This window comes from Gilliamella sp. wkB112 (assembly GCF_001690685.1).
GTDB lineage: Bacteria > Pseudomonadota > Gammaproteobacteria > Enterobacterales > Orbaceae > Gilliamella > Gilliamella apicola_J.
In genome coordinates, this window is the sequence record NZ_LZGL01000009.1 from 411,322 (window position 1) to 436,786 (window position 25,465).

The window sequence follows — 25,465 nt, forward strand, 5'->3', positions numbered from 1 at the left end:
TTAATTCCTTAGTTTTTTAACGTGGGAGGTTCACGAACCACGTAACAAGGCGCACACCATACTCTTTTTGGATAAAAAAGTCTAGTGTGACTAAGATTGTTCTATTGCATAGCTAACTTTAGTCCTGAATAACCAGAACAGTAATGGTAACTATTAATGGCACAGTTTGTAAAGATGTTTCCAATCTACTATACATTTGAGTATAAATTTTTTATTGAACGGTAATGAGTCGGTAAAATTTGGCCAATTTAGCGTTAGCTGTAGCTAACTCTGATTCGGCATCCTTTAGTTTTGCTTGTTTATCGGCAATTTTTTGTTGATTGCCTTTGGCTTGAGCTTCGGCAAGTTCTTGCTGCCTTTCTGCCACTTTAGCAGTTTTTTCACTAACTTCTTTTTTATACTCATCCTCTAGCTTAGCGATGGTACAATGAGTATTAACTTCATTCAAGGCTGTCTCTAACCCTTGTAGGCGGTAAATATTGTTATTTTTTTTAGCCAAATTGATCTGTGCTTCAATAGCTTGTTTTTTACCACCACAGGTTAACTGTTCATCTTCATCTTGATTTGCCGCATAGCTAGCCAATGAAAATAGACTCACTAATACTAAAATTGATAATTTACTGATTAATTTAGATGTAGTTTTCATAGCAATTCCTGTTAAGTTAAATTTATTTTCTTAATTGAATACTATCTACTTTGTGATCTTCACCTTTGGTTAAAATTAAGCTTGCTCTTTCCCGGGTTGGCAAAATATTTTCGATCAAATTCAATTCATTAATTTCTTGCCACACGCGATTAGCAATCTTGATTACTTCTGCTTCTGGTAACTGTGAATAGTGATTAAAATAAGAGTTTGGATCATTAAAAGCCCCGGCTCTAAATTTTAGAAAACGATTAACATACCAGCTATGCAATAATGGTAAATCAGCATCAACATAAATCGAAAAATCCACATAATCAGACACAAATACGCGATTACTTGCTTGCGGATAATTTAATGTTCCTTGTAATACATTTAAGCCTTCGAGAATCAAAATATCCGGGCAATCAACAGTAATTTCCTCATCGTCAACAATATCATAAACTAAATGAGAATAAACTGGCGCTTTTACTTCCGCTTGCCCCGATTTAACATCGGCAACAAAGTTAATTAATTTTTTTATGTCATAAGATTGCGGAAAACCTTTTTTGTTCATAATGCCACGTTCTTCAAGGCATTTATTTGGATACAAAAAACCGTCGGTAGTTACTAACGCTACTTTACGGTGTTCCGGCCAGCGCGTTAATAATGCTTGTAGTACGCGGGCAGTAGTACTTTTACCCACGGCAACACTACCGGCAATCCCTATCACATAAGGTATTTTTTGGCTTTTACCTAGAAATTTAGATAATACTACCTGTCTGGTTAAGCTATTACTAATATAATAATTAAGCAATCGCGACAAAGGTAAATAAATCTGACTAACCTCATCCATGGAAAGATCTTCGTTAATTCCTTGTAATGAACTTAACTCTTCTGGGGTTAAAGTCATTGGTACCGCATTACGCAAACTCGCCCATTCTTGACGGTTAAATTGCATATACGGGCTCAAATGATTTTTCATAATATATTTTCTTGAATTACTAATTGTTTGAATTTATATGGCTCAGATTATACATAAATTTGTTTTTTTACAATCATAAATTAGCGACAAGTGTTAATCATAGCTATCTTAATAACTTACTGCTAAAATACCCACCATTAATTTGCCATACAAATATTGAAATAAGTTTATATGTTAAAAACTAAAGCTAAAGCTAAACCCAAAACCAAGAAAAGTCGTCAAGAGATCAACGAAGAATCCCGAGAGCTTAAAAAAAAGCGTAAACATAAAGGATTGCCCAGTGGTTCACGTTTTAACAATGCTGATGGTAGCCAAAATAAAAAAACGACCAAAGCTGGAAGAGATCCCCGCTTAGGCAGTAAAAAGCCGATTTCATTAGTAACAAATGACGTCATTAATATTACTAAAGTAGCAACAGTAACAAAGGTGAGCAAACCCGCTTTATCGCCAGAACAAGAACTTGAACAACTAGAAAACGATCCTCAATTAGAGCAATTACTCGATTTTGTTGAACAAAATAGTAAGCTAACTAAAGATCAACAAGCCTATCTAGATAGTAAACTAAAGCGTATTGATGAGCTAATGCAAGAGCTAGGTTATACTGATGCTGATTTTGATGAAGATGAAAAAGCGGAAGATATAGTTAGATTACTAAAACGTAACTAATTATAGTTTATCCGCACAAGTTATAGTACATAAAAAGAGAACATAGCCAATGCCAATATTTATCATGCTTGGTTTATACTGTGGGTTATTTGTTTGCACTTTGTTAATTTTAAAAAAAACAAACCGTATTAAAATGAAAACCCAAATAAGATTACCAGCAAAAAACGTTTCAAAAAGTTATGGGAAAAGCGATGTCAAACAAAGGGTTGAATATAAATAATAGTCAAACAAAAGCGATATTTTGGGATCAAGCATTAATCGAAAAATATAATTATTCGGGTCCTAGATATACCTCTTACCCAACGGCACTGGAATTTAACGAAGAGTTTCATGAACAGGACTTTTTATCTGCTGCGCAACGCTATCCTGAACGCCCATTAGCTCTTTATATCCATATTCCTTTTTGTCATAAACTTTGTTATTTTTGTGGTTGTAACAAATTGGTTACTCGTCAGACCCATAAAGTAACCAAATATCTCGATATTCTTGATATTGAAATTGCACAGCGAGCTAAATTATTTACTAATCGTACAATAACCCAAATGCACTGGGGTGGTGGTACACCTACATTTTTAACTAATGACGAAATTAGTCGCCTTATCACCTCACTTAAGCAACATTTTAATTTTGCTGATAATGCCGAGTTATCCATAGAAATAGATCCTCGGGAAATCACCCCCCAAACAATTGATCATTTAGCCAATGTTGGTTTTAACCGCTTAAGTATGGGGATTCAAGACTTTAATCATGAGATTCAAAATTTAATTAATCGAGAACAAGATGAAAATCTTGTGCGTTCTCTAATCGAACAGGCGCGCAAAAATAATTTTCAATCAATCAGTCTTGATTTAATTTATGGTTTACCTAAACAAACGGTGACAAGTTTTACCGAAACCCTAAATAAGGTGATTGATATTTCACCCGATCGTTTAAGTGTATTCAATTATGCTCATTTACCGAATCGTTTTGCTGCGCAACGTAAAATCAAAGATAATGACTTACCCAATGCCAATCAAAAGTTACAGATTTTACAAACTAGCATTGAGAAACTAACTCAATCCGGTTATCAATTTATTGGTATGGATCATTTTGCTAAACCTACCGATGAATTAGCCATTGCACAACAACAAAACAAATTACATCGTAACTTTCAAGGCTATACCACGCATGGCGATGCTAATTTACTCGGACTTGGAGTGTCAGCAATTAGTATGCTAGGTGATAGTTATGCCCAAAACCAAAAAGATTTAAACAGCTATCAAACTCAAGTAGAACGAATCGGTAATGGTCTATGGAAAGGATTTAATTTAAATCGGGATGACATAATTCGTCGTAGTGTAATTAAACAACTTATCTGCCATTTTTATTTAGATAAAAAACAGATTGAGCAACAATATAATATTCAATTCGATGATTATTTTGATGAAGATCTAAAACTATTGGCTCCTCTGCAACAAGATGGTTTAGTCATGCTTACTCCCAATGGTATTGAAGTACCACCAAAAGGGCATTTATTGATTCGTAATATTTGTATGTGTTTTGATATCTATATGCGCAGAATAGCCCGCCAACAACAATTTTCTCGAGTGATTTAATACAGTAACCTTTTGGTTAACATACCAGATTAAGAAATGTTGTTCGTTGACTAGTGATAGGTTTTAAGTTACGGCAAGCATCCGTAACTTAATTCAAAAACAGTAGCTATTGTTATATTGCAATATCTGAGTTTAGTGACTAGCTAAATAAACTTTAAACTTGGTGGTTTGTGCAATCACTTCTACTTTACTAAAAGTTTCATCCAGTAAGGTTTGATAAGGTAAAAATGAATTTGCCACAATACATAAATGACCATTGAGCTTTAAATGTGTTTTCGCTTCCTTAATCAATGAATTAACTGCAATATAACTGGTTTCTTTGCCATCATGAAACGGTGGATTAGAAATTATTAAATGATATTTATCTGGCAAATGTGAAAAGACATCACTAGCCACCACTTGCGCTTTAATCTGGTTACTAGCCAACGTAGCCTTACTTGATTCAATTGCGACACAATTAACGTCAGATAAAGTTAACTCAATATCGGGATATAATTTGCCAATTACCGTCGCCAAAATACCTGAACCACAACCAACATCTAAAACAGAACCTTTAATAATATCCACATGTTCCAGTAGTGCATTTAATAGCAATTCACTGCCGGCATCTAACCCTTTTTGACTAAATACTCCCGGTAAACTTGTTATGGTAATTTCTTGTTTTTCGATAGTTAATTGATAACTTAACCACCACTCAGATAAATCAAATGCTAAACGGCTATCAGCATGAAAATGGTATAAACCACAACGCCTGGCACTATCTATTTTTTGAATAGTGCCAAAATCCGTTAACAATGCTTCAACACTTTTAACTCCGGTACGATTTTCACCAACAATAAAAATATTACTGTCTTTAGGCATATTATGTAATAAATAGGACAATTGAAATTGTGCTTCACTCTTGGTTTTGGGCCAGTAGTAAATTAATGTATTCATACCTGTATAAAATTCACCGTGCGGTTGTAATGAAAAAATAGTTTCTCGCCCATATGAACTATTATGTAAACGTAAATAAGTGTGAAATTGACTACAATGAATTTTTACATGCTTTGCTGGGATAATTACCGGATAACTATCTTGAATATCACCCGCGATAATTACATTTTTATCACTAAAAAAATCCTGATGACGTTCAAGTACTTGACTTGCAGGAGTATAAGCGGACGCTGCCATATTACCTCAATCAAAAAACCTTTATAAATTTAGCCTATAATTATACAATTAACCCAACTTAATCCCTAATAAAAAAGCTATCCAATAATGAACGTACAAGATTGGTATTTAAAACAGTTTAATATAACCCAATATATTTTACGCAATCCGGCCGTTTTAAAAGGTGAAATTGCAACACAGATAGGCAATGATATTCGTTTAATTGTTGTGACTAACCAACCGCCTACACAAAAAATCTATTTTGATATTTTAAAAGCGATCCAATTGAACGAAGATCAAGTAATTGTATTGACACCATCACAACTTATTATGCCAACAAACGAGATCCAAACCGTAGTTTGGTTTATTGATGTTAAACCAGATGACGCATGGTTAAATCAACTTACTATTCAAACCATTAGCTTAGATCTACTAGCTAGTGCACCACAACAAAAACGCCAACTTTGGCAACAGTTATGTCAATATGAAAACTATTTCCATCCTGAACGAACATGATTTAGCTGATGCATATCAGTTAGAATTACTTTGCCATTTAGTTCCGTGGTCAAAACAGATATTCTATTCAAACCAAGGTGACCGCTATTTAAATCTCAAAATAAGTATCGATGAGCAAATGGTCGGTTTTTGCATTTGCCAACAAGTTGCCGATGAGGCCAACCTATTTAATATTGCTATTCACCCAAAATTTAGACAGCAAGGACTAGCAAAGGATCTCCTTAATGAATTAATTTCTAGATTACTGACAATTAATCCACCCAACTCACCATCTACACTTTGGTTAGAAGTGCGTGAATCGAATCAAGTTGCGATTCAGTTATATCATTCTTTGGGTTTTAATGAGATTACTATTCGCAAAAATTATTATCCAACCGCAGATGGTAATTACGAAAATGCCATCATCATGGCTTATGCTTTAAAATTATAACAAGGAAACAACCATGATTAATAAAGCACTGCTTTTTGTAAATGGCGAACCACCACAATGTTATCCAACTAATTTAGAAAGCTATAAATATATCGCGTGTACTGATGGTGCTTATCATAACTATTTAGCTAACACTGCCATTATACCGAATTTTATTATTGGTGATTTAGATAGTTGGGATAAAGATCAACCCATTAATGAACAAATTCAGATTATTCATACCCCAGATCAAAGTAAAACTGATTTTGAAAAAGCACTACTATTCTTAGCATCTAAAGGAATAACTGAATTTTCCATTTACGGCGCAACTGGGCATGCTAGCGACCATTTTTTGGGTAATCTTTCGGTAGCTAAACATTACTATCACCAATATAAAATTATTTTTTATGATAATTATTGCCACTTTTTTTACGCTAATTGCCATGAAGTAATTAACCATGTAAAACAACGCATTATTTCGCTTTTACCAATGCCAAAGGTAACTGGCTTGACTATTACTGGTTTTGAATACCCTTTAACAGAGCAAACATTAATATTTGGCGGGTTAACCAGCGTGCGTAATAAAGCCGTGGCAGATCAAGTAGAAATTTTTTTTAAAAATGGTGATTTAATAGTTTTCGTTGAAGATTGACATTAATATTTACATTCCTTTACACTACAATATATTGGATAAAAATAAAACATCATTGGAATCTTACATGCTTTTAAAAAAAATATCAGTGTTGACGAGTTCATTATTCGTTTCCTGCATGGTATTTGCGCAAAATAATAATACGCAAACCAATACAGATAATCTTATTGACACTTTCCTTAAATGTGATGCTCAGTTCTTTAAAGAATTAGCAAAAAATAAAACCTCGTTTGAACAATTTTTTGAGTTAGCGACTACCGATAATGTTGCTTATATTCCTGTAGAAAATATTCAAAAGAATGATAAAAACAGTGTTATATTTAAAAAACCATTTTATTACAAGGGATTATCAATAACTGGTTACAAAAATATTTTTGTTGAGACCCCATTTTTAGGTCAATATTTTTATTGGGGATTCATTATCAATAATGATATAGACAAAGTACAAAGTTCTTTAAATAACATCAATTGGTCGAAATACTCTTCAAATTCATATTCGGCTAATGCACAAATTTATGACCGTAAAAATAAATCAATTAACTGGGAAAATAACCCTTATTCAATTGATGGTGTTGTTCCAAGGCAAGGAACTATTGAAAAGTCTCTTTATTTAGAACCAATATCCAATAACCAAATTCAACTTCTTTGTTCTATTCAAGGAGATTTGACCAAAGACATTTTGTATACAATTAGACCGGATATCAAACCTGCATATGAAAGCATAGAAGCAAAACAAAAAGAAATGATAAAAGCTTATAAATTAAAAAAACAGAAAGAAAAAGAGTTGCAACAACAGAATCATCAATCGCAACCAGATACCAGTATTAAAGTAAAGGAAAATGATAAACAAAAGGGAGAAAATATCTAAATGAAAAAAATATGGCTTTTATTAATTTTTCTCTCTTTTAACGTATTAAGTAATGATACTAAATCTATTACCGCGACTAGCAATGGCTCAGCAGCTATTAGCACCAACGAGGATTTACAAGATTCTAGAGTTGGCGAACAATTTATTCCAATTAAAAAAACTAAAGAAGATAATATAGTTAGTTATTCATTAATTGATAGACAATCAGTTACTTTACACCCTTATAATAAAAGAATTCGCGTTTTTAATGAAATTATTAATTTTTCACCAGAATTAGTATTTGAAAAGACAAAAGGGGAAAAAATAAAATATAAATCCATGGAGATCCAGCAATATATTAATTGTGATAAAAAAGAAATTGCTAAAGGACCTTTCAGTATATATGAAAAATATTTTGCTGAGGGCGATTTAATTGATACTAATAATACTCCGAATCGTTGGATAGCAGATAATCGCCATAGCGATGATCATCAATTACTCATCATTGCTTGTTCTCTTCCACTTGTTGAACAGCCAAAATGATTAAATTTTGGCTCATTCTTGTCTGCGTAAGTATGGTACAATTTAACGCGTTGTGCTAATATTTACGTATTGTTTTTATTAAATAGATTATATAGTTATGAATATCACTGAATTCCATGCTCTTACTGACCAACTATTTAATAATATTGAATTATTTTTAGACAACTATGCTGATGAACAAGGTTGTGATATTGACTATGAAACCCATGGAAATGTCATTACTATTTCTTTCCCTAATAACAGCAAAATTATTGTCAATACCCAAGAACCGCTGTTGCAAGTTTGGTTAGCTACACGTAAGCAAGGCTACCATTTTGATTACGTAAATAATCAATGGATATGTAATCGCACTAATGATTCATTTGACAAAATTTTTGCCGAAGCAGTTGCTGATCAAGCTAACTCTTAACCTTTATAACCACAAACATTACTAAGAAATAGGTTAAATTATAGCTTGCTACACATTTAAACTGATATCATTAAATTAAAGTTAGATTAGCGAGTTTAATCACCAACCATTTTATACCTTCATTAACAAACGCAATTTGTATACGACGGTGATCACCTTCACCATCAAGATTAATTATCGTCCCTTCACCAAAACGTTGATGTTTAACTTTACGACCTAAAATATAACCATCATTTTCACGTACCTTTTTTTGATAAGAATTTTTACGATTATTAATGAATTGCTCATTTTCATTTAATTGCTTATGTCTTGTTTCAGGAACAGAAATCATTCCGCGATAACTAATTTCATTTAGATTCTCAATAGGTAATTCAGCCAAAAAACGAGATGGTAAATTGCGCTCATCTCGTCCATAAAGTCTTCTTAATTCACATAACGTTAACGTAAGGTGTTTACGAGCACGCGTAATACCAACATATGCTAAACGTCTTTCTTCTTCCATTTTATCTACTTCTTGCATAGAACGTTGTGCAGGGAAAATACCTTCTTCAAGCCCAACTATAAACACATTGTCAAACTCTAATCCTTTGGCTGAATGTAAAGTCATTAATTGTACTGAGTCTTGCTCTTTAATCACATCGCGACTTTCTAAGGAGGTATGTGCTAAAAAAGACTCCAATACGGTTAATGTCTCACCGCTTTCACCATCTTCAATTACGGTATTTTCATTAGCACCATAAAATTGTTCGGCAGCTGAAACTAATTCTTCGAGATTTTCTAGCCTTGATTGACCTTTAATCCCAGGCTCTTGTTCATACATTTGTAGTACACCGGATAGTTTTATAATCGCCTCAAGCTGTTTATAAAATGGTAATAATCCTACTTCATCATAAATTGATTCCATTAATTCTAAGAAGCGACTAATTCCCGAACGTTGTCTTTCAGTCAATCCATTAGTCTGAATTAGCATTAAACTGGCATCCCACAAAGAAATATTATTTTGTTTGGCCGTAAGTTTAACTTTATCGAGAGTTACGTTACCAATACCGCGTGTTGGTGTATTAACGGTAGTCTCAAAAGCCATATCATTATTATGATCATGTAACAAACGTAAATAAGCCAAGGCTAATTTAACCTCTTGCCGTTCATAAAAACGAATAGAACCATAAATTTGATAAGGTAATCCTGCTTGTAATAATGTATCTTCAAAAATACGTGACTGAACATTATTACGATATAAGATCGCACAACTGGAATAAGGTTGACCTTCAATATGTCGTTTTTTAATCTCTCCAACAACAAAACGGGCTTCATCAATATCATTAAAACCGATATACAGGGATATTTTTTCTCCAATTCCGCTATCGGTCCATAAATTTTTTCCCAAACGATTCAAATTATTGGCAATTAATTTATTGGCTGCATCTAAAATAGTGCTTGTTGACCGATAGTTTTGCTCCAGGCGAATAATTTCAGTTTCTGGATAATCATTAATAAATAATTGTAAATTATCAGCATTAGCACCACGCCAACTATAAATAGATTGATCATCATCCCCTACAATCATGACATTAGCAGTAGTTCCAGCTAATTTTTGTACTAAACGATATTGAATTTGATTAGTATCTTGAAATTCATCAATTAAAATATTAGCAAACCGTTGTTGACAATAATGCAAAACATCCTGATTACGACATAAAAGTTCATAGGTACGGAGTATTAATTCAGAAAAGTCCACGTAACCGACTCGGTCACAAATTGCCTGATAATCTCGATAAATATTTTGCCACATCACTTGTTTTGGATCTTCGGCAACAATAGCATCAGCCCGTAAACCCTTTTCTTTCTGTGTTGAAATAAAAGCAACGCACTCTTTAGATGACCACTGCTTTTCATCGATCTTCAATTCGCGAAAAATTCGCTTTACTAAACGGTTTTGATCTTCAGTATCAATAAGTTGGAAATTAGCTGGCAAATTAGCTTGTTCTGAAAACATTCGTAATAAACGGTGAGTTAGGCCATGAAATGTTCCAATCCACATACTAGTATAATACCCTTCTCCAACCAATGCTCGAATACGTTCTTGCATTTCTGCAGCGGCTTTATTAGTGAAGGTCACTGCAAAAATAGAATTTGGGGAATAATTTTTTTCAAGGCATAGCCATGCTATACGGTGTACTAATACCCTAGTTTTCCCACTACCAGCACCAGCAAGAACAATAGTATATTGGCTATCGGTGGTGACAGCATTTTGTTGTTCAGTATTTAAGTCAGTTAATAATAATTTATTCATTTTTATTTCGTTTACAGTCATCCAAATTCAATACCATTAATTGGTGTTGTTTTCGTTATTATTTATATTTTCAGTATATTTTATAATGTTGCTCAGTTAATTATTTTCAATGGGACATAAAGATAGGTTATTTACTTAATACAAATATAGATAATTTAAAATACTGTCTATTTATACATGTAACATGAATTATAACAGATTATCTAATTCTGACAATTGACTTATTTCAATATGAGGTAAACACCTTGCATCAGAAAGATAGAAAATATCTTGTTCGAAAATATTAAGCCAACAAGATAAAAAACCGCTATTAATCGCTCCATCAACATCAGTAAATAAATTATCGCCAACATGCAATATTTGTCGGGATGGTATTGCTAATTTTTGTGCAGCTAATGCAAAGATTTCTGGAAAAGGTTTTGAACGACCATTCTCACCACCACGTAAAGAAAATTGAAAATAATCATGTAAACCAATTTTAGCAATCTCCACATTGCCATTAGTAATAACCGCCAAAGGATATTTAGCAGCTAACTTTCTTAACAAAGTATGGGTTGCTTGTGGTACTTGCATTTTATGTCGCCAAAAGTTAAAAGTTGCCAGAGACTCATCAAGAATATTAGGAATTTGTTCTGCTGGAATTTTAGCCTTGATTAATAGGGATTTTATTGTTTCATTTCGCCAGACAATAACATCATGATAAATTTCAGGATTAATAGTAAGTAAAGCTTTTTTTTCAGCATGAAAGCTAGTTAATGTTATATCTTTTAATTGTATATATTGCTGTAGTTGTTTTATGAGTTCATCTTCAGCTCGTTCAACAATCATACTGTTATTATATAAAGTATCGTCAAGATCAAAGGTGATAGCTTTAATACTGTCAATTGAACGATAGAAATGCATTACTACTTTCCTCTTTTAGCTCTTGGATGTGCAGAATCATAAACTTCAGATAAGTGGGAAAAATCTAAATGAGTATAAACTTGTGTAGTGGATAAATCGGCATGCCCTAATAATTCTTGTACTGCTCTTAAATCACTACTTGATTCCAGCATATGGGTTGCAAATGAATGGCGTAATTTATGTGGATGTACATGCACACTTAAACCTTGTTTAACCCCCCACTGCGCAAATCTTTTTTCTACATTACGGGGAGATATTCGTTTCCCTAACTTGGATATAAACAGTGCATCATCTTGTGGTACCAAAAAATCTCGCATTGATAACCAATGATTAATCCATTTAATTGCTTCTCGACCTAATGGCAATTTACGTTCTTTATTGCCTTTTCCCATTACGCGAATTTCGCCATCAATCAAGTTTAACTCTCGACAGTTCAGATTAACTAATTCCGAAAGGCGTAGCCCTGACCCATACATAACTTCAAGCATAGTCCTGTCACGTACAGATAAAGGATCATTATATTCAATATTAAGTAATTGATTAATCTGATCTACATCTATATTTTTGGGTAGATGCTGCCCTTGTTTAGGATTTAAAACACCACGCGCCGGGTTAGCGGGTAGTTGCTCATTTTTGACCATCCAATCACAAAAACTACGTAAAGCAGACAATCTTAAAGCTAGACTCCTAGCTTGTAAACCATTGCGTTTACTCCGACTAATTAATAATCTAACCGCCGACGAATCTAAATCATGCCAACAAGAAATCTCTACCTCTTTAGCAAGGGCAATTAATGCATACAATTGGCGTCGATAATTAATTTGGGTGTTTAAACTAAGTTGTTTTTCTGATTTTAGATAATTTAAAAAATGTTCCACAGGTTGAGTTAATAAACAATCATCCCGATCATGAGATTGTTCCATTACTCACACCCTACCTTTTTACGCATTACCCACTTAGCAATCAAAATCGGTAATATTTCACTAATTTTTTCTAGTAATAATGTCCCTTGCCCAGCTTGATAATGTTGTGGATCAGAACTAGTAAATAGCAGAACACCTAAATCACCAAACTGCCCCAGTAGAGATAAAGCAACTGAACCTACATAACCATGTTTCGGTAACAAAAAATCCAATTCTGTAGTATTTAAGGTACCTAGGTATTGATAACTATACTGTAAATGGCGTACACGAATAAAATCAAATCGTGAAGAATTAAGGGCATAATGATAATAATTCGATGGCGCATTAAGTAACCATTTATCTTCAAAAAGGTATAAATACGCACCACTTAAGCCTAGTGATTTAGCCCAAACATTCAATAGTTCAGCTAAATCATCTAAATTATCGGCTTTAATTAATTGACTTTGCAATGCCATGAATTGATTAAATAGTAATTCATTTGAACTAGCATGTTCCATCAATAAAGTAATTTCAGATTCTAATTGATTAATTTTATTGCGTTGTCTGGCCATTTGCCATTCGGGTAATGAAATACTATCTCTAATCGGGTGGGGTACTCTGATATTTTCTATAAGGCTTGCATTGCGAATAAAAAAATCAGGATGATCAAGTAAATATTTCCCGACTATTTCATCGTCTAATCTCTTAATTGAAACACTACGTCTTGGATTTTTTGCTTTCGATGTACGTGTAGTTTTCTCTACCATAATTAATCTCTTCTGTAACTTATATCACAATATTCCAAACAGAATTAAAAACTGTTTTAAATATTATTGTTCTATTATTTTATGCTTCATTTATTAAAATAGTAAGTAACTAATTAGATTAAACATAAAATCAAATTGCAATATATCCATCAAACACATGTGTTGCAGGCCCTGTCATATAAAGTGGTTGATTATTACCTTGCCATTCAATAAATAGTTTACCCCCAGGTAAATTAACATTTACAGCATTATTAAGTAGACCTTGATTGATACCAACAGCAACGGCTGCACAAGCACCAGTTCCACAAGCTTGAGTTTCGCCTACACCACGCTCAAAAACGCGTAAATTGATATTATCGCGATCGATAATATGCATAAAGCCTATATTAGCTTTTTCAGGAAAGCGTTCATGTGATTCTAATAAAGGTCCTAAGGTAGTAACTTCAGCTGTCAATATATTATCGACTTGGAGGACACAATGGGGATTACCCATTGAAGCAACACCACATAGTACAGTATGTTCTTGGGCGCGAATAATATAAGTTTTTTCTTCTTTAATGGCTTTAAAAGGTACTCTATTAGGTTCGAATATAGGTTGCCCCATATTGACTCTAACCGTTTCATCATTATTTACAGTTAATACAATATTACCTTTCATTGTACTCACTTTTAACGTGCGTTTTTTAGTTAGTCCTTTTAATCGCACAAACCTAGCAAAACAGCGAGCTCCATTACCGCATTGTTGCACTTCACTACCATCAGCATTAAAAATTCGATAATGGAAATCAGAATCAGGAGAATATGGAGGTTCCACTATCAGTAGCTGATCGAAGCCAACTCCTGTATATCTATCGGCAAGACGCTTTATCATTTCGGTTGAGAGATGAACATTTTGCGTAACCGCATCAATGACCATAAAATCATTTCCTAATCCATGCATTTTTGAAAAGTTCATCGTAAATTACCTTCTATCACAACACCATACAATGTTTATATTATGTTATAAAACTATCTCACCACGCCATAAATCTTCTAATGATTCTCGTTGACGAATGACTTGATGCTGCATATCATTTAACAACATAACTTCGGCGGGACGTGGATGACTATTATAATTGGAAGCCATGCTAAATCCATAAGCACCTGCACTACATATCACTAGCAAATCATCTTGCTTAACCGAAAGTTGCCGTTGATAAGCAAGTACATCGCTTGATTCACAAATAGGACCGACCACATTATAACTATACTTTTCATCTGTATTTTGCGATTCTTTTTCGGGTAAAACATTCATCCATGCTTGATAAAGTGCCGGGCGAATCAAATCATTCATACCAGCATCAATTATAGCAAAATGATTACCATCTTGATGTTTTGTATATTCAACTTTAGTAATTAACAAACCTGCATTAGCAACAATTGATCTTCCTGGTTCACATAAAAGTTCAATATCTGGATAATTTACTAATTTTTTGTTTAATTCTTTCATCAAAGATGAGGCCATTGGCGGTTGTTCGTCTGCATAACAAACACCTAAACCACCACCAAAATCAATATGTTCAATATGAATATTTTCAGACTTAAGTTTAGCAACCAAGGTGAGTATGCGATCTGCTGCGTCAAGAAAAGGTGATAATTCCGTTAACTGAGAACCGATGTGGCAATCAATGCCAACTATTTTAATATTCGTCAACGACACCGCTTGACGGTAAACATCCAAAGCTAATTTATAACTAATACCAAATTTATTTTCGCGCAATCCTGTTGAAATATACGGATGAGTTTTAGCATCAACATCTGGATTAATACGTAAAGAAATTGTTGCTATTTTACCAATCTGTTTAGCTACTTCATTAATACGGTATAATTCAGCTTCAGATTCAACATTGAAACATTTAATACCCACTTTTAGAGCTCGTTCAATCTCAACAACCGACTTAGCTACACCAGAAAATACAATTTTGTTAGGATTAGCACCTGCTTTTAAAACTCGTTCTAGCTCCCCCTGAGAAACAATATCAAACCCAGCACCTAATTTGGCTAGTAAACTTAATATTGCCAAATTACTATTTGCTTTAACAGCATAACAAACTAGATATTTCCGATTTACTAATGCTCGTGCGTATTCAAGATACTGTTTAGTTATATAATCCGCTGAATAAACATAAAGCGGTGTTCCATATTGTTTAGCGAGTTCAGATATAGCAATTTTATTGGCAAATAAATGACCTTTTTGATAATGTAAAAAATCCATAATATCTCCGTTAAGCAGTTTGATTCAATAAATCAACATGAACTGGGACATAAGTTTTTTCGGCAGGGTGATAAAGTGGGCCTTTTAATCCACAACCAGCTAAAGTCAATATAACTAAAAATACCGAGAGTAATTTAATAGAGGATTTCATACAATATTCACAATTATGTTATTGTTTTAGACGATAGTTACTATATTACACGATAGCCAAACTCGTGCAAAGAACAAATCATTAAAGAGATATTTATACTTAGTAAATTTTAAATATTAACAATCAATCGAAAAAATAATTATCTAAGCGTTTATATATTTTTGTCGATCAGGAAGCCAGCACTCAATTAATTGTTTAGCACTGTCAGGGTAGCTTTGTTGTATATAATAAGAAACTTTTTGTACTTCACTAATCAAATGTTGATCTCGGATTAAATCAACAACTTTAAAATTAGCTATACCCATCTGTCGAGTACCTAAAATTTCACCACTTCCACGAATTTCTAAATCTTTTTGTGCAATAACGAAACCATCATTACTGTCACGCATCACTTGCATACGTGCTTGTGCTATTTTACTTAATGGTGGTTGATACATCAGTACACAATGTGAAGCAGCGGTGCCTCGACCTACACGTCCACGTAATTGATGTAATTGTGCTAGCCCTAAACGTTCAGCATTTTCAATAATCATTAAACTGGCATTAGGGACATCGACACCTACTTCAATTACCGTTGTGGCAACTAGAAGTTGAATATTGCCTTGTTTAAAATCTTGCATTACTGTTTGTTTTTGATCTGACTTCATTTTACCATGTAGCATAGCTATTTTTAGGTGTGGTAGCCTCTCACATAACTCGGTAACTAGCATTTCTGCCGCTTGAGCATCTAGCGTTTCTGATTCTTCAACTAAAGTACATACCCAATAAACTTGACGATGTTCTAGGCAAGCCTGATTAACACGTTCAATAATCTCATCTCGTCGAGTGTTAGGAATCACCACGGTAGTTATAGGGGTTCTACCTGGTGGTAATTCATCGATAATTGATACATCTAAATCGGCATAAACCGTCATAGCTAAAGTTCGTGGTATTGGCGTTGCTGTCATAATTAATTGATGAGGAAAAATTTGATTTTTAATACCTTTTTCCCATAAGCTTAATCGTTGATTAACTCCGAAACGATGTTGTTCATCTATAATGACTAGTCCTAAAGAGGCAAATTCAACTTTATCAACAAATACTGCATGGGTTCCAATAAGCATTGTTATTGCACCATTTTTGACCCGTTCATAACGTTGTAATTTATTTTTTGTTGTTAAACGCCCGGCTAACCAATCAACCGTTATATTAAAAGGCTCAAACCACTGTTTAAAATTGTTATAATGTTGCTCAGCTAAAATTTCTGTAGGTGCCATTAACACTACTTGGCTACCATTTTCAATGGCATTTAAAGCTGCTAATGCAGCAACTAGAGTCTTACCTGAACCCACATCCCCTTGAATTAGCCGCATCATTGGGACAGGTTTTGCCATATCTTGATAAATATCTTTAATTACCCGTTGTTGAGCATTAGTAAGCTTGAAGGGTAACGTAGCTAAAAAGGGGGGGATAACTTTTTGATTAGGATGAAAAATGTGTGCTTGTTGCTGTTGATTATCTATTTTTATCATTAACATGCTTAGATGATAAGCTAACAATTCTTCAAAGATGAATCGTTTAATTGCCGGATGTTCACCTGAAGATAATAAATTAATATCAGTATCGATTGGTGGATTATGAATGATCTGCAGTGCTTGTAAAGCATCTAAATGATAATCAGCTATCTGTTGTGGTAAAACTTCGGATGGTGGGTTACGTTGCAGTAATAATAACGCTGAATGAATTGCTTTCCGAATCACATTTTGAGATAACCCATAAGTTGCAGAATATATGGGAGTATATTTTTCAGTTTCTTCATCACAACTAACGAATTTATCGTCACGATTAGTTCTAATTTTAAATTGCGGATGAATAATCTCAGGATAAATTTTACCCTGTTTTACTTCTCCATAAGCGCTAATCCATTTACCCATTATTAGAATATTTTTCATCCCCACATTGAAATGTAAAAATCTTAAAATAGCGATCCCTGTATCATCTTGAATATGGCAAACTAACATTTTTCTTCTACCAAAAGTTATTTCACTTTTAATAATGCAGCCATCAATAGTAGTAAATGCACCAGGTGAAACATCAGTTATAGCAGAAGATTTAGTGCGATCTTCATAACGTAGAGGAAAATGCAGTAACAGATCTTTGACTGTATAAATTCCTAATGAATGGAATTTATTTTCAAGTGTAGGGCCAAGGCCGGTTAATTGTATTAACGGAGTTTGGCTAAAAAGTCTACTGGACATAATAATTAATTAATATTACGAATCACACTAACAACATCTGGTTGTAGTGACATTTTACGCATTAATTCATTAAGTTGCTGAGTATTTTTTACTTCAATTTGTAGAATAATAGTGTAAATCTGTCGATCTTTTTCTTCGGTATTCAGCCATTGCAAGTGAGTATTTTCTTCATTAATAATCGAAAGAAGATGCGCTAATGACCCTTGATTACTTAAAATATCAACCCAAATTTCGGCAACAAAACGTTGATTGATATTGGAGGCCCATTTTAATGAAATATATTTTTCAGGATTATTTTGATAACCGGAAATATTTCTACACGATTCATGATGCACTGTTAAGCCCTTTTCAGTGCTGACATGACCAACGATTGGATCATTGGGAATTGGATGGCAACATTTCGCAAATGTAACTAATACTCCCTCACTACCAGTTATTACTAAGGTTTTATTCGGTTCTGATTGATTAGATAATAACTCTTTATGCTCTAAACCCTTAGCAATAAAATGGCTCATAATATTGCCTAAACCAATTTCTGCTAATACATCATTAAAAGACGATTGTTTGGATAATTCAACAATTCTGGCTATTTTCTCTGGTGAAAGTGCTTCAATACCACCCGTTTTGGCTAGGGACATATTTAATAACCGCCGGCCTAACTCAATAGCATCTTCACGTTTAAGTGTTTTAAGTGCTTGGCGAATACGTGCTCTAGCTTTAGCACTTACCACAAAATTTAGCCAATTGGCGTTAGGCCTACCTTCTGGTGAAGTTATTATTTCAACGGTTTGACCATTATTTAACGGTTGTGATATTGGATAAGGTTTACGATCAACAATCGCACCAATACATTGGTAACCAATATCTGAATGCACGGCATAAGCTAAATCAACTGCGGTTGCACCTTCAGGTAATTGAACAATGCGACCTTTGGGTGTGAATACATAAATCTCTTTAGGAAATAAATCTGATTTAACATTTTCAATAAATTCAAAAGAGTTACCCACACTTTGTTGCAGTTCTAATAGACTTTGCATCCAACGTTGTGCTTTAATTTGCGCAGTAGTATGGCTTAACTCATCGCTTTCATTATATACCCAATGAGCAGCCACACCCATCTCTGCCATCTGTTCCATGTCCTCAGTACGGATTTGAACTTCAACTGGAGTACCATGTGGACCAATTAATGATGAATGCAAAGATTGGTAACCATTCGCTTTAGGGATCGCAATATAATCTTTAAAACGATTCAAACGTGGTTTATACAAATTATGTACCAAACCAAGCACGCGGTAACATGTATCCACATCTTTAACCACAATTCGAAAAATATAAATATCCATAATTGAGTGAAAGTGTTGTTCACGCAATTGCATTTTTTGATAAATTACATAGATATTTTTTTCAATTCCTTCAACTTCAGCATCAATTTTAGCTTCTGTTAGACGTTCGCGAATTTCAGATAAAATTCGTTGAATTAATTCTTTTCTAGTACCACGAGCAGCTTCGATTACTTTCTCGATCACCTTAGCTCGATTAGGGTACATTGCAGTAAAGCCTAAAATTTCAAGCTCTGTTTTAATATGGTGAATACCTAAACGATGAGCCAGTGGAGCATAAATCTCGAGAGTTTCTTTAGCAATACGCCGTCGCTTATCTGGCCTAAGAGCCCCAAGCGTGCGCATATTATGAGTGCGATCGGCAAGTTTAATAAGAATAACACGCACGTCTTCGGTCATGGCTAGTACCATTTTCCGAAAATTTTCAGCTTGAGCCTCTTGTCGATTACGAAACTTTAATTTATCTAGTTTAGATACACCTTCAACTAAAATTGCGACATGTTTACCAAAAGTATCGGTGATGTCTTGAAAAGTGATCGCGGTATCTTCAATAGTATCATGTAAAAGAGCCGCAATAATTGTTTCATAATCTAGTCGCATATTAGCCAAAATAGTGGCAACTGCGATAGGATGAGTTACATATGGTTCCCCACTGCAACGGAATTGCCCTTCATGTGCCTTTTGAGCAAAAAGGTAAGCATCTTGGATAAGTTCAACTTGTTTAACCGGAAGATAAGATGCAACAACCTTTTTTAAGCTATCAAAATATTGCATAGGCAATTCTCGTTAAGCTTATTCGTATGAAGGTGTATTTTCGAGAAGAATCGATTCGTGCAGATTTGAACGTACTTCTGCTTCCTCATCTTGACGAGCTTGGAAATCAGCAGTATCAAGAATTTGTTTATTTACTAAACCATCTTCAATTTCGCGCAAAGCAACAACGGTTTCTTTATCATTTTCTTCAGGAAGTAAAGGTGATTTATTTTCAACTTGCAATTGACGAGCACGTCTTGCTGCTACTAATACAAGATCAAAACGATTACCAATTTTTTCTACTGCGTCTTGAACGGTTACGCGAGCCATTTTTACCCCTAATTTTTACTTAATTGAATATTTTACAAGATCTGCTATTCTACTTAATTTTGTAGGGAATTGTCTACAGCTATCTGTTTATATTTATACTAAAAAAGAAAGCTAAAATAAACAGTACTCTTATAATTGGTTACTATTTCAATTATTCTAAAACTTCTAACCAAACATTAGGTCCAATAATAGACCGATCCAATAAATAACGGCGTAATGCATCCAACGCAATTGTTGCTAGAATTCGCTGCTCCGTTTGGCGATTTTGTTTACGCCCAATATACTTAAGATTGAACTCTAACACTTGTTTCATCGTTGCAATAATTAACATAAATTGGCTATTTTTTTCTTTAAAGTTAACTAATCCTAAAGCAATATCCGCTTTTGTTTTAGTTAATGCATTTAACAAATAGTCTTTAGGCTCGGTTGTTAATAACGGGACTACTTCAGATTTAACCACCGGTGCATCACATTCGAACAGTTGATAACTAATCATCCCCGCTGATTGCTGTTCTATAACAGTCATAGTTAAATTTTTTTCGTTTAATAGCCCGGAAACTACCTTAGCTAAACCATTTTCGTTATGATAAGTAATACCCCCTTCATAAAGTAAATTATCTTTTACTAATTCCCTAAGTTCTAACCAAAGTTTATCCATAGCATTTTTTTTATGCTGCGGAGCAGTTAATTTCAATTCAATAATAGGCATTGCTGCACGATAACCAATTACTATATCTTCTGGAATATCAAGTTTAGCTTCTATTTCTGTGGCTAAGTCGCTTTCAGTGCGACCCATAGTAGTTAACCGATAACATAATGACTTTTCAACTTTAGGAAAACGCAACTTAATTTCTGACATAATCGATGTTCTGATCATTTCTTTGAATTCAGAAGGTACTCCAGGTGTAAAAAACAACATACAATCATTAAGTTGCATCTTAAACCCACAGGCTGTACCAATTGGATTATTAATTACTGTTGCGCTTTGTGGTAACATAGCTTGCTTTTGGTTACTAGCTGGCATAGTTAGGCCGCGACTAGAAAAATAACGTTCCATCTCCAGTAACCATTGTTGATTTAATACCAGAATTTCATTATTAGCCAATGCTGCTGCTTGGGCACATAAATCATCACTTGTCGGTCCTAAACCTCCATTAACAATTAATATATCATTAACTAAACTGCGTTCTTGTAAAGTTGCAATCAATTGTTGAAGATTATCACCCGTGGTAAACCGAGATGTGATTAAGAAACCTTCTTGAAAAAGAAACTCAGATAACCATGCCGCATTAGTGTCTACAATTTGACCATAGAGAACTTCGTCACCAGTGCTTAGCATTTCAATCTTAATATTGTTACATGTCATATCACGCCTTAGGTTATTTATAAAATAATTATTAAAAACAATTTTAATTAACTATATCGTCTTCTTTATTTTCCATGTGTTCTTTACTTTGCACTAATCTGACTGCGAAATAGAGATCGTAAGCAAATTCAATAAACTCTTGATCTAATTTAATGTTCATTTGCTTAAACCAATTTTTTAGTGTTTTTCTCCGTCCAGACAAAATTAAAACTACATCTCGGGCTTTTAATGATTTAACCAGTTCTTCAATGCCTGATAATACGCTTACATCTTTATAAGTAAAACACGGTATAGCATCAACAATTACATAATTAATCGGCTCATCAGCTTCGTCAATATAACTAACAATTCTACGTTTAAAATAAGCGATATTGAAATAAGTAAGTGGCGAATTAAAGCGATAAATTAAGGTATTTTTTATTGGTTGCACATCTTGACTTAGTGAATGTATTCGACCACTTGCATCAATTCCCAGAAGTTGATCTTTTGGCCTAAATACGCGACGCAAAAATAGGAATAAGCCTAACAATACTGCCAATGCCATTCCTGGAATAATACCAATAATCAGTACTGCAACTAAGGTTGATACACTAAGGTAAAATGCATCTCGATCAAATTTAAAAAAACGCCATATAGTTTGGAAGTTAATTAATGATAAAGAAGAATAAATTAAAATCACACCCAAAACACTAGTGGGAATATATTGCAAAGGAGCTAGAAAAAATAACACAACTAAGCCAATTAATATAGCGGCAATAATAGAAACTAACTGAGTTTTACCTCCGTTGGCGTCATTAACAGCCGTTCGTGAAGAGGTACCACTAACTACAAAGCCTTGAGATAATCCAGCAGCAATATTTGCCATACCAAGTGCTTTAAACTCAACATCAGCATTAGTTTCATAATTATTTTTACTAGCAAAACTACGTACAGTTATCATCATACTAACAAAGCAAATAATCGCTATGTTCAGTGATGGTACCACCAAATCACGCATTAATCCTTTATCAAAATTAAGCCAAGACTCAGCAGGAATAAAATCGCTACTGACTTGACCAATAATATGGATATTGTATTGTTCAAAGTCAATTAACCAAGAAAAAAATGTCAAAATTATTACGGCAAAAAGCGGAGCTGGATAGCGTGGTTTAAGCCTTTTTAAAGCGACTAAAATACATAAAGTAATAAATGATACCAATGCGGTACCAATATGAATTTGTGGTATTTTAAACGGCAAATAAACAACCCGCTCTATCAAATAGGAATAGTCGTAGCTAAAACCTAATGTTTTTGCTAACTGATCAACCATAATAGTTATTGAAATACCATTTAATAAACCAATCAAAATCGGCTGGCTAAGTAAATCAGCTAAAGCACCAAGATGAAGTTTCCCTGCAATAATACACCAAATACCTATCATAATGGTCAACAACACTACCAATTGCCAGCGTAAAATAGGATCATTTGCCGCCAAAGGTAACACCACAGCGGCCACTACCGCACAAGTAGCGGTGTCAGGACCAACAATAAGTTGCCGAGAGGATCCCATAAGGGCATATACTATCAGTGGTAAAATGGTAGAATACAAGCCAGCAATAGCACCAACTCCAGTTAATTCTGCATAAGCAATAGATACAGGTAAAGAAACAGCTGCCACTGATAATCCTGCTTTAATATCAAAACTTAAATATTCACGTTTATAACTTAATAAAGTACTTAGACCTGGCATCCAAGCAGTTATTTTTTGAAACAGTCTACTGTTTTTAAATTTACCCATTATAATAATGACTTCCCTGCTATACTCATATTCTCAATGAGAATTGAACCACACTGGATATTACCTCTAGTTTCAACATCATTACCGATCGCCACAATATTTTTATACATATTTTTCAAATTACCTGCAACCGTAATTTCATTAACTGGGTATTGAATTTCACCATTTTCAACCCAAAAACCGCTAGCACCACGAGAATAATCGCCGGTGACAGTATTTACGCCCTGCCCCATTAATGAAGTAATGACTAAACCTTTATGTAATTTTTTTAACATAGCATCAAAACCGGCATCAATTTGACTGGCAGAAATCAACCAATTATAAATACCACCAGCATGGCCTGTCGTTGTTAATCCAAGTTTTCTTGCGGAATAATTACCCAATAAATAAGTTTGCAATACTCCCTGTTCAACAATATTACGTTTGATAGTTTGTGTCCCTTCACTATCAAAAGGGGACGATCCGATACCTTTTAAAATATGTGGATCTTCGTAAATAGTCAGCCAGGAGGGGAAAATAGATTGACCAACACTATCTAATAAAAATGAAGATTTACGGTAAATAGATCCGCCACTAATCGCGCTAATTAAATGTCCCATTAATCCTACTGCAACATCAGCACAAAAAAGCACTGGCATTTGCATAGTAGCTATTTGTTTAGCACCTAAATGTGCAACGGTTCTCTCTGCGGCCTGTTTACCAACCCAAGTTGGGCTGGATAATTGGCTAATATCTCGGGACGACGTATAAGCATAATTACGTTCCATTTGTCCATCTTGTTCTGCGATAACGGAACAAGAAAGAGAATGAGAACTTGCACAATAACCTTGCAACATACCTAAACTATTGCCATATACATAAATACCATAGCGGCTACTGAAATAGCCACCATCACTACTATTAATTTTAGGTTGGGCTAAAGCTATTTGCTCCGCTTGTTTCGCTTGTTCAATAGCCTCATCCACATTTAAATCACTTGGATAAAACAAATCCAAATCTGGTGGATTAAATGCCATTAAATTTGCATCACCCAAGCCTGAATAAGGATCTGGTGACGTATATTGCATAATATTAATTGCCATATCAATAGTCTGTGAAATAGCTGACGGTGACAAATCATTAGTAGAAGCACTACCTTTACGTTGATTTTGATACACAGTAATAGCTAAGGCCCCATCGCTATTAAATTCAACATTTTCAGTTTCACCCAAGCGAGTACTAACACTGATACCAGTTGATTGGTTAATGGATACTTGAACTGAATCAACTCGGCGTTTTGCTTGCTTAATAGCATTTGCCACAATGGTAGATAAATTTTCTTGTTGCTGTGAAGCTTCTTTTTTTATTTGCGCAATAGTCATTTTATTATTTTCTACAAATCTGCTAGTGATACGCTATAATAAGCTAGATTTACATTTTAGTTAACAAAAGAAATCATATGAATAACCATAATGAAATTTTTATAGAACCAAATACCAACACCAATAATATTGATGATGAAATTATTTACGTTAGTAAAAGTGAAATTAAACGAGATGCCGAAGCCCTAAAAAAATTAGGTATTGAATTAGTTAATCTAAGTAAAAATGAAATCGTCAAAATCCCGCTTGATGAAGATTTACTTTATGCTATTGAATTAGCACAAAAAATAAAGAAAGAAGGCTACCGCAGACAAATCCAGTATATTGGGAAATTACTTCGTAGTCGTGATATAGAACCGATTACTCAAACTCTTGATAAGCTTAAAAATCGTCATAATCAGCAAGTGGCTATGTTTCATAAGCTAGAGAAACTGCGCGATGAATTAATTGAAACTGGCAATGCTGAAACTATTATTGAAATATTCCCAAATGCCGATCGACAACAGTTGCGCACCTTAGCTCGCCTAGCAAAAAAGGAGTTAGACTCCAATAAAACTCCGAAGACTGCCCGGCAGATTTTTCAATATTTAAAACAATTGAGTGATGCCGAATAATCTTTATAATATTAGCGGCTATTG

25 protein-coding genes and 1 riboswitch are annotated in these 25,465 nt (G+C 34.0%); of the genes, 9 read left to right on the plus strand and 16 right to left on the minus strand.

The window, feature by feature from the left end; all coding sequences use genetic code 11:
* Positions 1 to 2 precede the first annotated feature (2 nt).
* Positions 3 to 47: riboswitch (PreQ1 riboswitch) on the minus strand.
* 164 nt (positions 48 to 211) lie between these two features.
* A complete protein-coding gene (locus tag A9G12_RS04265) occupies positions 212 to 646 on the minus strand; it encodes a DUF1090 domain-containing protein (RefSeq protein ID WP_065564613.1) in 435 nt (144 codons plus the stop codon).
* 22 nt (positions 647 to 668) lie between these two features.
* The gene (gene coaA / locus A9G12_RS04270) at positions 669 to 1,604 is read right to left on the minus strand and encodes a type I pantothenate kinase (RefSeq protein ID WP_065564614.1); all 936 of its coding nucleotides are present in this window, start codon (positions 1,602 to 1,604) and stop codon (positions 669 to 671) included.
* A gap of 171 nt (positions 1,605 to 1,775) precedes the next feature.
* On the opposite strand from coaA, the gene yihI reads away from it, so the two are divergent.
* A complete protein-coding gene (gene yihI / locus A9G12_RS04275; RefSeq protein ID WP_065564615.1) occupies positions 1,776 to 2,270 on the plus strand; it encodes a Der GTPase-activating protein YihI in 495 nt (164 codons plus the stop codon).
* 191 nt (positions 2,271 to 2,461) lie between these two features.
* Positions 2,462 to 3,865 carry an oxygen-independent coproporphyrinogen III oxidase gene (gene hemN, locus A9G12_RS04280; protein WP_065564616.1) on the plus strand — a complete coding sequence of 468 codons (1,404 nt, stop codon included), beginning with the start codon at positions 2,462 to 2,464 and terminating at the stop codon, positions 3,863 to 3,865.
* 132 nt (positions 3,866 to 3,997) lie between these two features.
* On the opposite strand, the gene rsmC is transcribed toward hemN, so the two are convergent.
* Positions 3,998 to 5,038 carry a 16S rRNA (guanine(1207)-N(2))-methyltransferase RsmC gene (rsmC, locus tag A9G12_RS04285; protein WP_065564617.1) on the minus strand — a complete coding sequence of 347 codons (1,041 nt, stop codon included), beginning with the start codon at positions 5,036 to 5,038 and terminating at the stop codon, positions 3,998 to 4,000.
* A gap of 87 nt (positions 5,039 to 5,125) precedes the next feature.
* Between rsmC and A9G12_RS04290 the strand changes: the two genes are divergently transcribed.
* The 6 genes from A9G12_RS04290 to cyaY all read left to right on the plus strand — a co-directional run bounded on the left by A9G12_RS04290 (position 5,126) and on the right by cyaY (position 8,393).
* Positions 5,126 to 5,533, plus strand: a complete 408-nt coding sequence (locus A9G12_RS04290) for a DNA polymerase III subunit psi (RefSeq protein WP_065564618.1) — start codon at positions 5,126 to 5,128, stop codon at positions 5,531 to 5,533.
* Entirely contained in the window at positions 5,502 to 5,963 is a 462-nt protein-coding gene (gene rimI / locus A9G12_RS04295) for a ribosomal protein S18-alanine N-acetyltransferase (RefSeq protein WP_065564619.1), read from the plus strand. Before A9G12_RS04290 ends, rimI begins: the two co-directional genes overlap by 32 nt.
* Positions 5,964 to 5,976: 13 nt before the next feature.
* Positions 5,977 to 6,594, plus strand: coding sequence for a thiamine diphosphokinase (locus tag A9G12_RS04300; protein WP_065564620.1), 618 nt, complete (start codon positions 5,977 to 5,979; stop codon positions 6,592 to 6,594).
* Positions 6,595 to 6,661: 67 nt separating this feature from the next.
* A complete protein-coding gene (locus A9G12_RS04305; protein WP_065564621.1) occupies positions 6,662 to 7,462 on the plus strand; it encodes a hypothetical protein in 801 nt (266 codons plus the stop codon).
* A complete protein-coding gene (locus tag A9G12_RS04310) occupies positions 7,463 to 7,984 on the plus strand; it encodes a surface-adhesin E family protein (RefSeq protein ID WP_065564622.1) in 522 nt (173 codons plus the stop codon). It begins immediately after the preceding gene.
* Positions 7,985 to 8,081: 97 nt separating this feature from the next.
* Positions 8,082 to 8,393: an iron donor protein CyaY gene (cyaY, locus tag A9G12_RS04315; protein WP_065564623.1), complete on the plus strand. Its 312-nt coding sequence runs from the start codon at positions 8,082 to 8,084 to the stop codon at positions 8,391 to 8,393.
* Positions 8,394 to 8,463: 70 nt separating this feature from the next.
* Here the strand turns inward: cyaY and uvrD are convergent, their stop codons facing one another.
* From uvrD to pmbA, 13 genes are all read right to left on the minus strand, one after another.
* Positions 8,464 to 10,686, minus strand: a complete 2,223-nt coding sequence (uvrD, locus tag A9G12_RS04320) for a DNA helicase II (protein WP_065564624.1) — start codon at positions 10,684 to 10,686, stop codon at positions 8,464 to 8,466.
* 189 nt (positions 10,687 to 10,875) lie between these two features.
* Complete coding sequence (yigB, locus tag A9G12_RS04325; RefSeq protein ID WP_065564625.1) at positions 10,876 to 11,589, minus strand: 5-amino-6-(5-phospho-D-ribitylamino)uracil phosphatase YigB; 714 nt, start codon at positions 11,587 to 11,589, stop codon at positions 10,876 to 10,878.
* 2 nt (positions 11,590 to 11,591) lie between these two features.
* Complete coding sequence (gene xerC / locus A9G12_RS04330) at positions 11,592 to 12,512, minus strand: tyrosine recombinase XerC (protein ID WP_065564626.1); 921 nt, start codon at positions 12,510 to 12,512, stop codon at positions 11,592 to 11,594.
* Complete coding sequence (locus A9G12_RS04335; protein ID WP_065564627.1) at positions 12,512 to 13,258, minus strand: DUF484 family protein; 747 nt, start codon at positions 13,256 to 13,258, stop codon at positions 12,512 to 12,514. Before A9G12_RS04335 ends, xerC begins: the two co-directional genes overlap by 1 nt.
* A gap of 130 nt (positions 13,259 to 13,388) precedes the next feature.
* Positions 13,389 to 14,213 carry a diaminopimelate epimerase gene (gene dapF / locus A9G12_RS04340; protein ID WP_065564628.1) on the minus strand — a complete coding sequence of 275 codons (825 nt, stop codon included), beginning with the start codon at positions 14,211 to 14,213 and terminating at the stop codon, positions 13,389 to 13,391.
* A gap of 45 nt (positions 14,214 to 14,258) precedes the next feature.
* A complete protein-coding gene (gene lysA, locus A9G12_RS04345; RefSeq protein ID WP_065564629.1) occupies positions 14,259 to 15,512 on the minus strand; it encodes a diaminopimelate decarboxylase in 1,254 nt (417 codons plus the stop codon).
* Between the two features lie 10 nt (positions 15,513 to 15,522).
* On the minus strand, positions 15,523 to 15,663 hold the full coding sequence (gene lptM / locus A9G12_RS12035) for an LPS translocon maturation chaperone LptM (RefSeq protein WP_081299649.1): 141 nt from the start codon (positions 15,661 to 15,663) through the stop codon (positions 15,523 to 15,525).
* 143 nt (positions 15,664 to 15,806) lie between these two features.
* Positions 15,807 to 17,900 (minus strand): ATP-dependent DNA helicase RecG, encoded by a 2,094-nt coding sequence (gene recG / locus A9G12_RS04350; protein ID WP_065564630.1) that lies wholly within the window; start codon positions 17,898 to 17,900, stop codon positions 15,807 to 15,809.
* Between the two features lie 5 nt (positions 17,901 to 17,905).
* Entirely contained in the window at positions 17,906 to 20,014 is a 2,109-nt protein-coding gene (gene spoT / locus A9G12_RS04355; protein ID WP_065564631.1) for a bifunctional GTP diphosphokinase/guanosine-3',5'-bis pyrophosphate 3'-pyrophosphohydrolase, read from the minus strand.
* 18 nt (positions 20,015 to 20,032) lie between these two features.
* Entirely contained in the window at positions 20,033 to 20,323 is a 291-nt protein-coding gene (rpoZ, locus tag A9G12_RS04360) for a DNA-directed RNA polymerase subunit omega (protein WP_065564632.1), read from the minus strand.
* Positions 20,324 to 20,474: 151 nt separating this feature from the next.
* Positions 20,475 to 21,689 (minus strand): CinA family nicotinamide mononucleotide deamidase-related protein, encoded by a 1,215-nt coding sequence (locus A9G12_RS04365; protein ID WP_065564633.1) that lies wholly within the window; start codon positions 21,687 to 21,689, stop codon positions 20,475 to 20,477.
* Positions 21,690 to 21,732: 43 nt separating this feature from the next.
* Positions 21,733 to 23,466 carry a SulP family inorganic anion transporter gene (locus A9G12_RS04370; RefSeq protein WP_218056571.1) on the minus strand — a complete coding sequence of 578 codons (1,734 nt, stop codon included), beginning with the start codon at positions 23,464 to 23,466 and terminating at the stop codon, positions 21,733 to 21,735.
* A complete protein-coding gene (gene pmbA, locus A9G12_RS04375; RefSeq protein ID WP_065564634.1) occupies positions 23,466 to 24,827 on the minus strand; it encodes a metalloprotease PmbA in 1,362 nt (453 codons plus the stop codon). The genes A9G12_RS04370 and pmbA overlap by 1 nt, the downstream gene beginning before the upstream one ends.
* A 77-nt stretch (positions 24,828 to 24,904) precedes the next feature.
* Between pmbA and yjgA the strand changes: the two genes are divergently transcribed.
* Entirely contained in the window at positions 24,905 to 25,441 is a 537-nt protein-coding gene (gene yjgA / locus A9G12_RS04380; protein WP_065564635.1) for a ribosome biogenesis factor YjgA, read from the plus strand.
* Positions 25,442 to 25,465 lie beyond the last annotated feature (24 nt).

Excerpts from the sequence above, each read along its gene's own strand:
- hemN (WP_065564616.1), top strand. The coding sequence starts at position 2,462 with ATGTCAAACAAAGGGTTGAATATAAATAATAGTCAAACAAAAGCGATA.
- rsmC (WP_065564617.1), bottom strand. The coding sequence starts at position 5,038 with ATGGCAGCGTCCGCTTATACTCCTGCAAGTCAAGTACTTGAACGTCAT.
- dapF (WP_065564628.1), bottom strand. The coding sequence starts at position 14,213 with ATGAACTTTTCAAAAATGCATGGATTAGGAAATGATTTTATGGTCATT.
- A9G12_RS04300 (WP_065564620.1), top strand. The coding sequence starts at position 5,977 with ATGATTAATAAAGCACTGCTTTTTGTAAATGGCGAACCACCACAATGT.
- yjgA (WP_065564635.1), top strand. The coding sequence starts at position 24,905 with ATGAATAACCATAATGAAATTTTTATAGAACCAAATACCAACACCAAT.
- coaA (WP_065564614.1), bottom strand. The coding sequence starts at position 1,604 with ATGAAAAATCATTTGAGCCCGTATATGCAATTTAACCGTCAAGAATGG.
- lptM (WP_081299649.1), bottom strand. The coding sequence starts at position 15,663 with ATGAAATCCTCTATTAAATTACTCTCGGTATTTTTAGTTATATTGACT.
- A9G12_RS04265 (WP_065564613.1), bottom strand. The coding sequence starts at position 646 with ATGAAAACTACATCTAAATTAATCAGTAAATTATCAATTTTAGTATTA.
- A9G12_RS04335 (WP_065564627.1), bottom strand. The coding sequence starts at position 13,258 with ATGGTAGAGAAAACTACACGTACATCGAAAGCAAAAAATCCAAGACGT.
- spoT (WP_065564631.1), bottom strand. The coding sequence starts at position 20,014 with ATGCAATATTTTGATAGCTTAAAAAAGGTTGTTGCATCTTATCTTCCG.
- pmbA (WP_065564634.1), bottom strand. The coding sequence starts at position 24,827 with ATGACTATTGCGCAAATAAAAAAAGAAGCTTCACAGCAACAAGAAAAT.
- A9G12_RS04365 (WP_065564633.1), bottom strand. The coding sequence starts at position 21,689 with ATGACATGTAACAATATTAAGATTGAAATGCTAAGCACTGGTGACGAA.
- A9G12_RS04310 (WP_065564622.1), top strand. The coding sequence starts at position 7,463 with ATGAAAAAAATATGGCTTTTATTAATTTTTCTCTCTTTTAACGTATTA.
- A9G12_RS04290 (WP_065564618.1), top strand. The coding sequence starts at position 5,126 with ATGAACGTACAAGATTGGTATTTAAAACAGTTTAATATAACCCAATAT.
- yigB (WP_065564625.1), bottom strand. The coding sequence starts at position 11,589 with ATGCATTTCTATCGTTCAATTGACAGTATTAAAGCTATCACCTTTGAT.
- uvrD (WP_065564624.1), bottom strand. The coding sequence starts at position 10,686 with ATGAATAAATTATTATTAACTGACTTAAATACTGAACAACAAAATGCT.
- cyaY (WP_065564623.1), top strand. The coding sequence starts at position 8,082 with ATGAATATCACTGAATTCCATGCTCTTACTGACCAACTATTTAATAAT.
- rpoZ (WP_065564632.1), bottom strand. The coding sequence starts at position 20,323 with ATGGCTCGCGTAACCGTTCAAGACGCAGTAGAAAAAATTGGTAATCGT.
- lysA (WP_065564629.1), bottom strand. The coding sequence starts at position 15,512 with ATGGATTTTTTACATTATCAAAAAGGTCATTTATTTGCCAATAAAATT.
- yihI (WP_065564615.1), top strand. The coding sequence starts at position 1,776 with ATGTTAAAAACTAAAGCTAAAGCTAAACCCAAAACCAAGAAAAGTCGT.
- rimI (WP_065564619.1), top strand. The coding sequence starts at position 5,502 with ATGAAAACTATTTCCATCCTGAACGAACATGATTTAGCTGATGCATAT.
- recG (WP_065564630.1), bottom strand. The coding sequence starts at position 17,900 with ATGTCCAGTAGACTTTTTAGCCAAACTCCGTTAATACAATTAACCGGC.
- A9G12_RS04305 (WP_065564621.1), top strand. The coding sequence starts at position 6,662 with ATGCTTTTAAAAAAAATATCAGTGTTGACGAGTTCATTATTCGTTTCC.
- xerC (WP_065564626.1), bottom strand. The coding sequence starts at position 12,512 with ATGGAACAATCTCATGATCGGGATGATTGTTTATTAACTCAACCTGTG.
- A9G12_RS04370 (WP_218056571.1), bottom strand. The coding sequence starts at position 23,466 with ATGGGTAAATTTAAAAACAGTAGACTGTTTCAAAAAATAACTGCTTGG.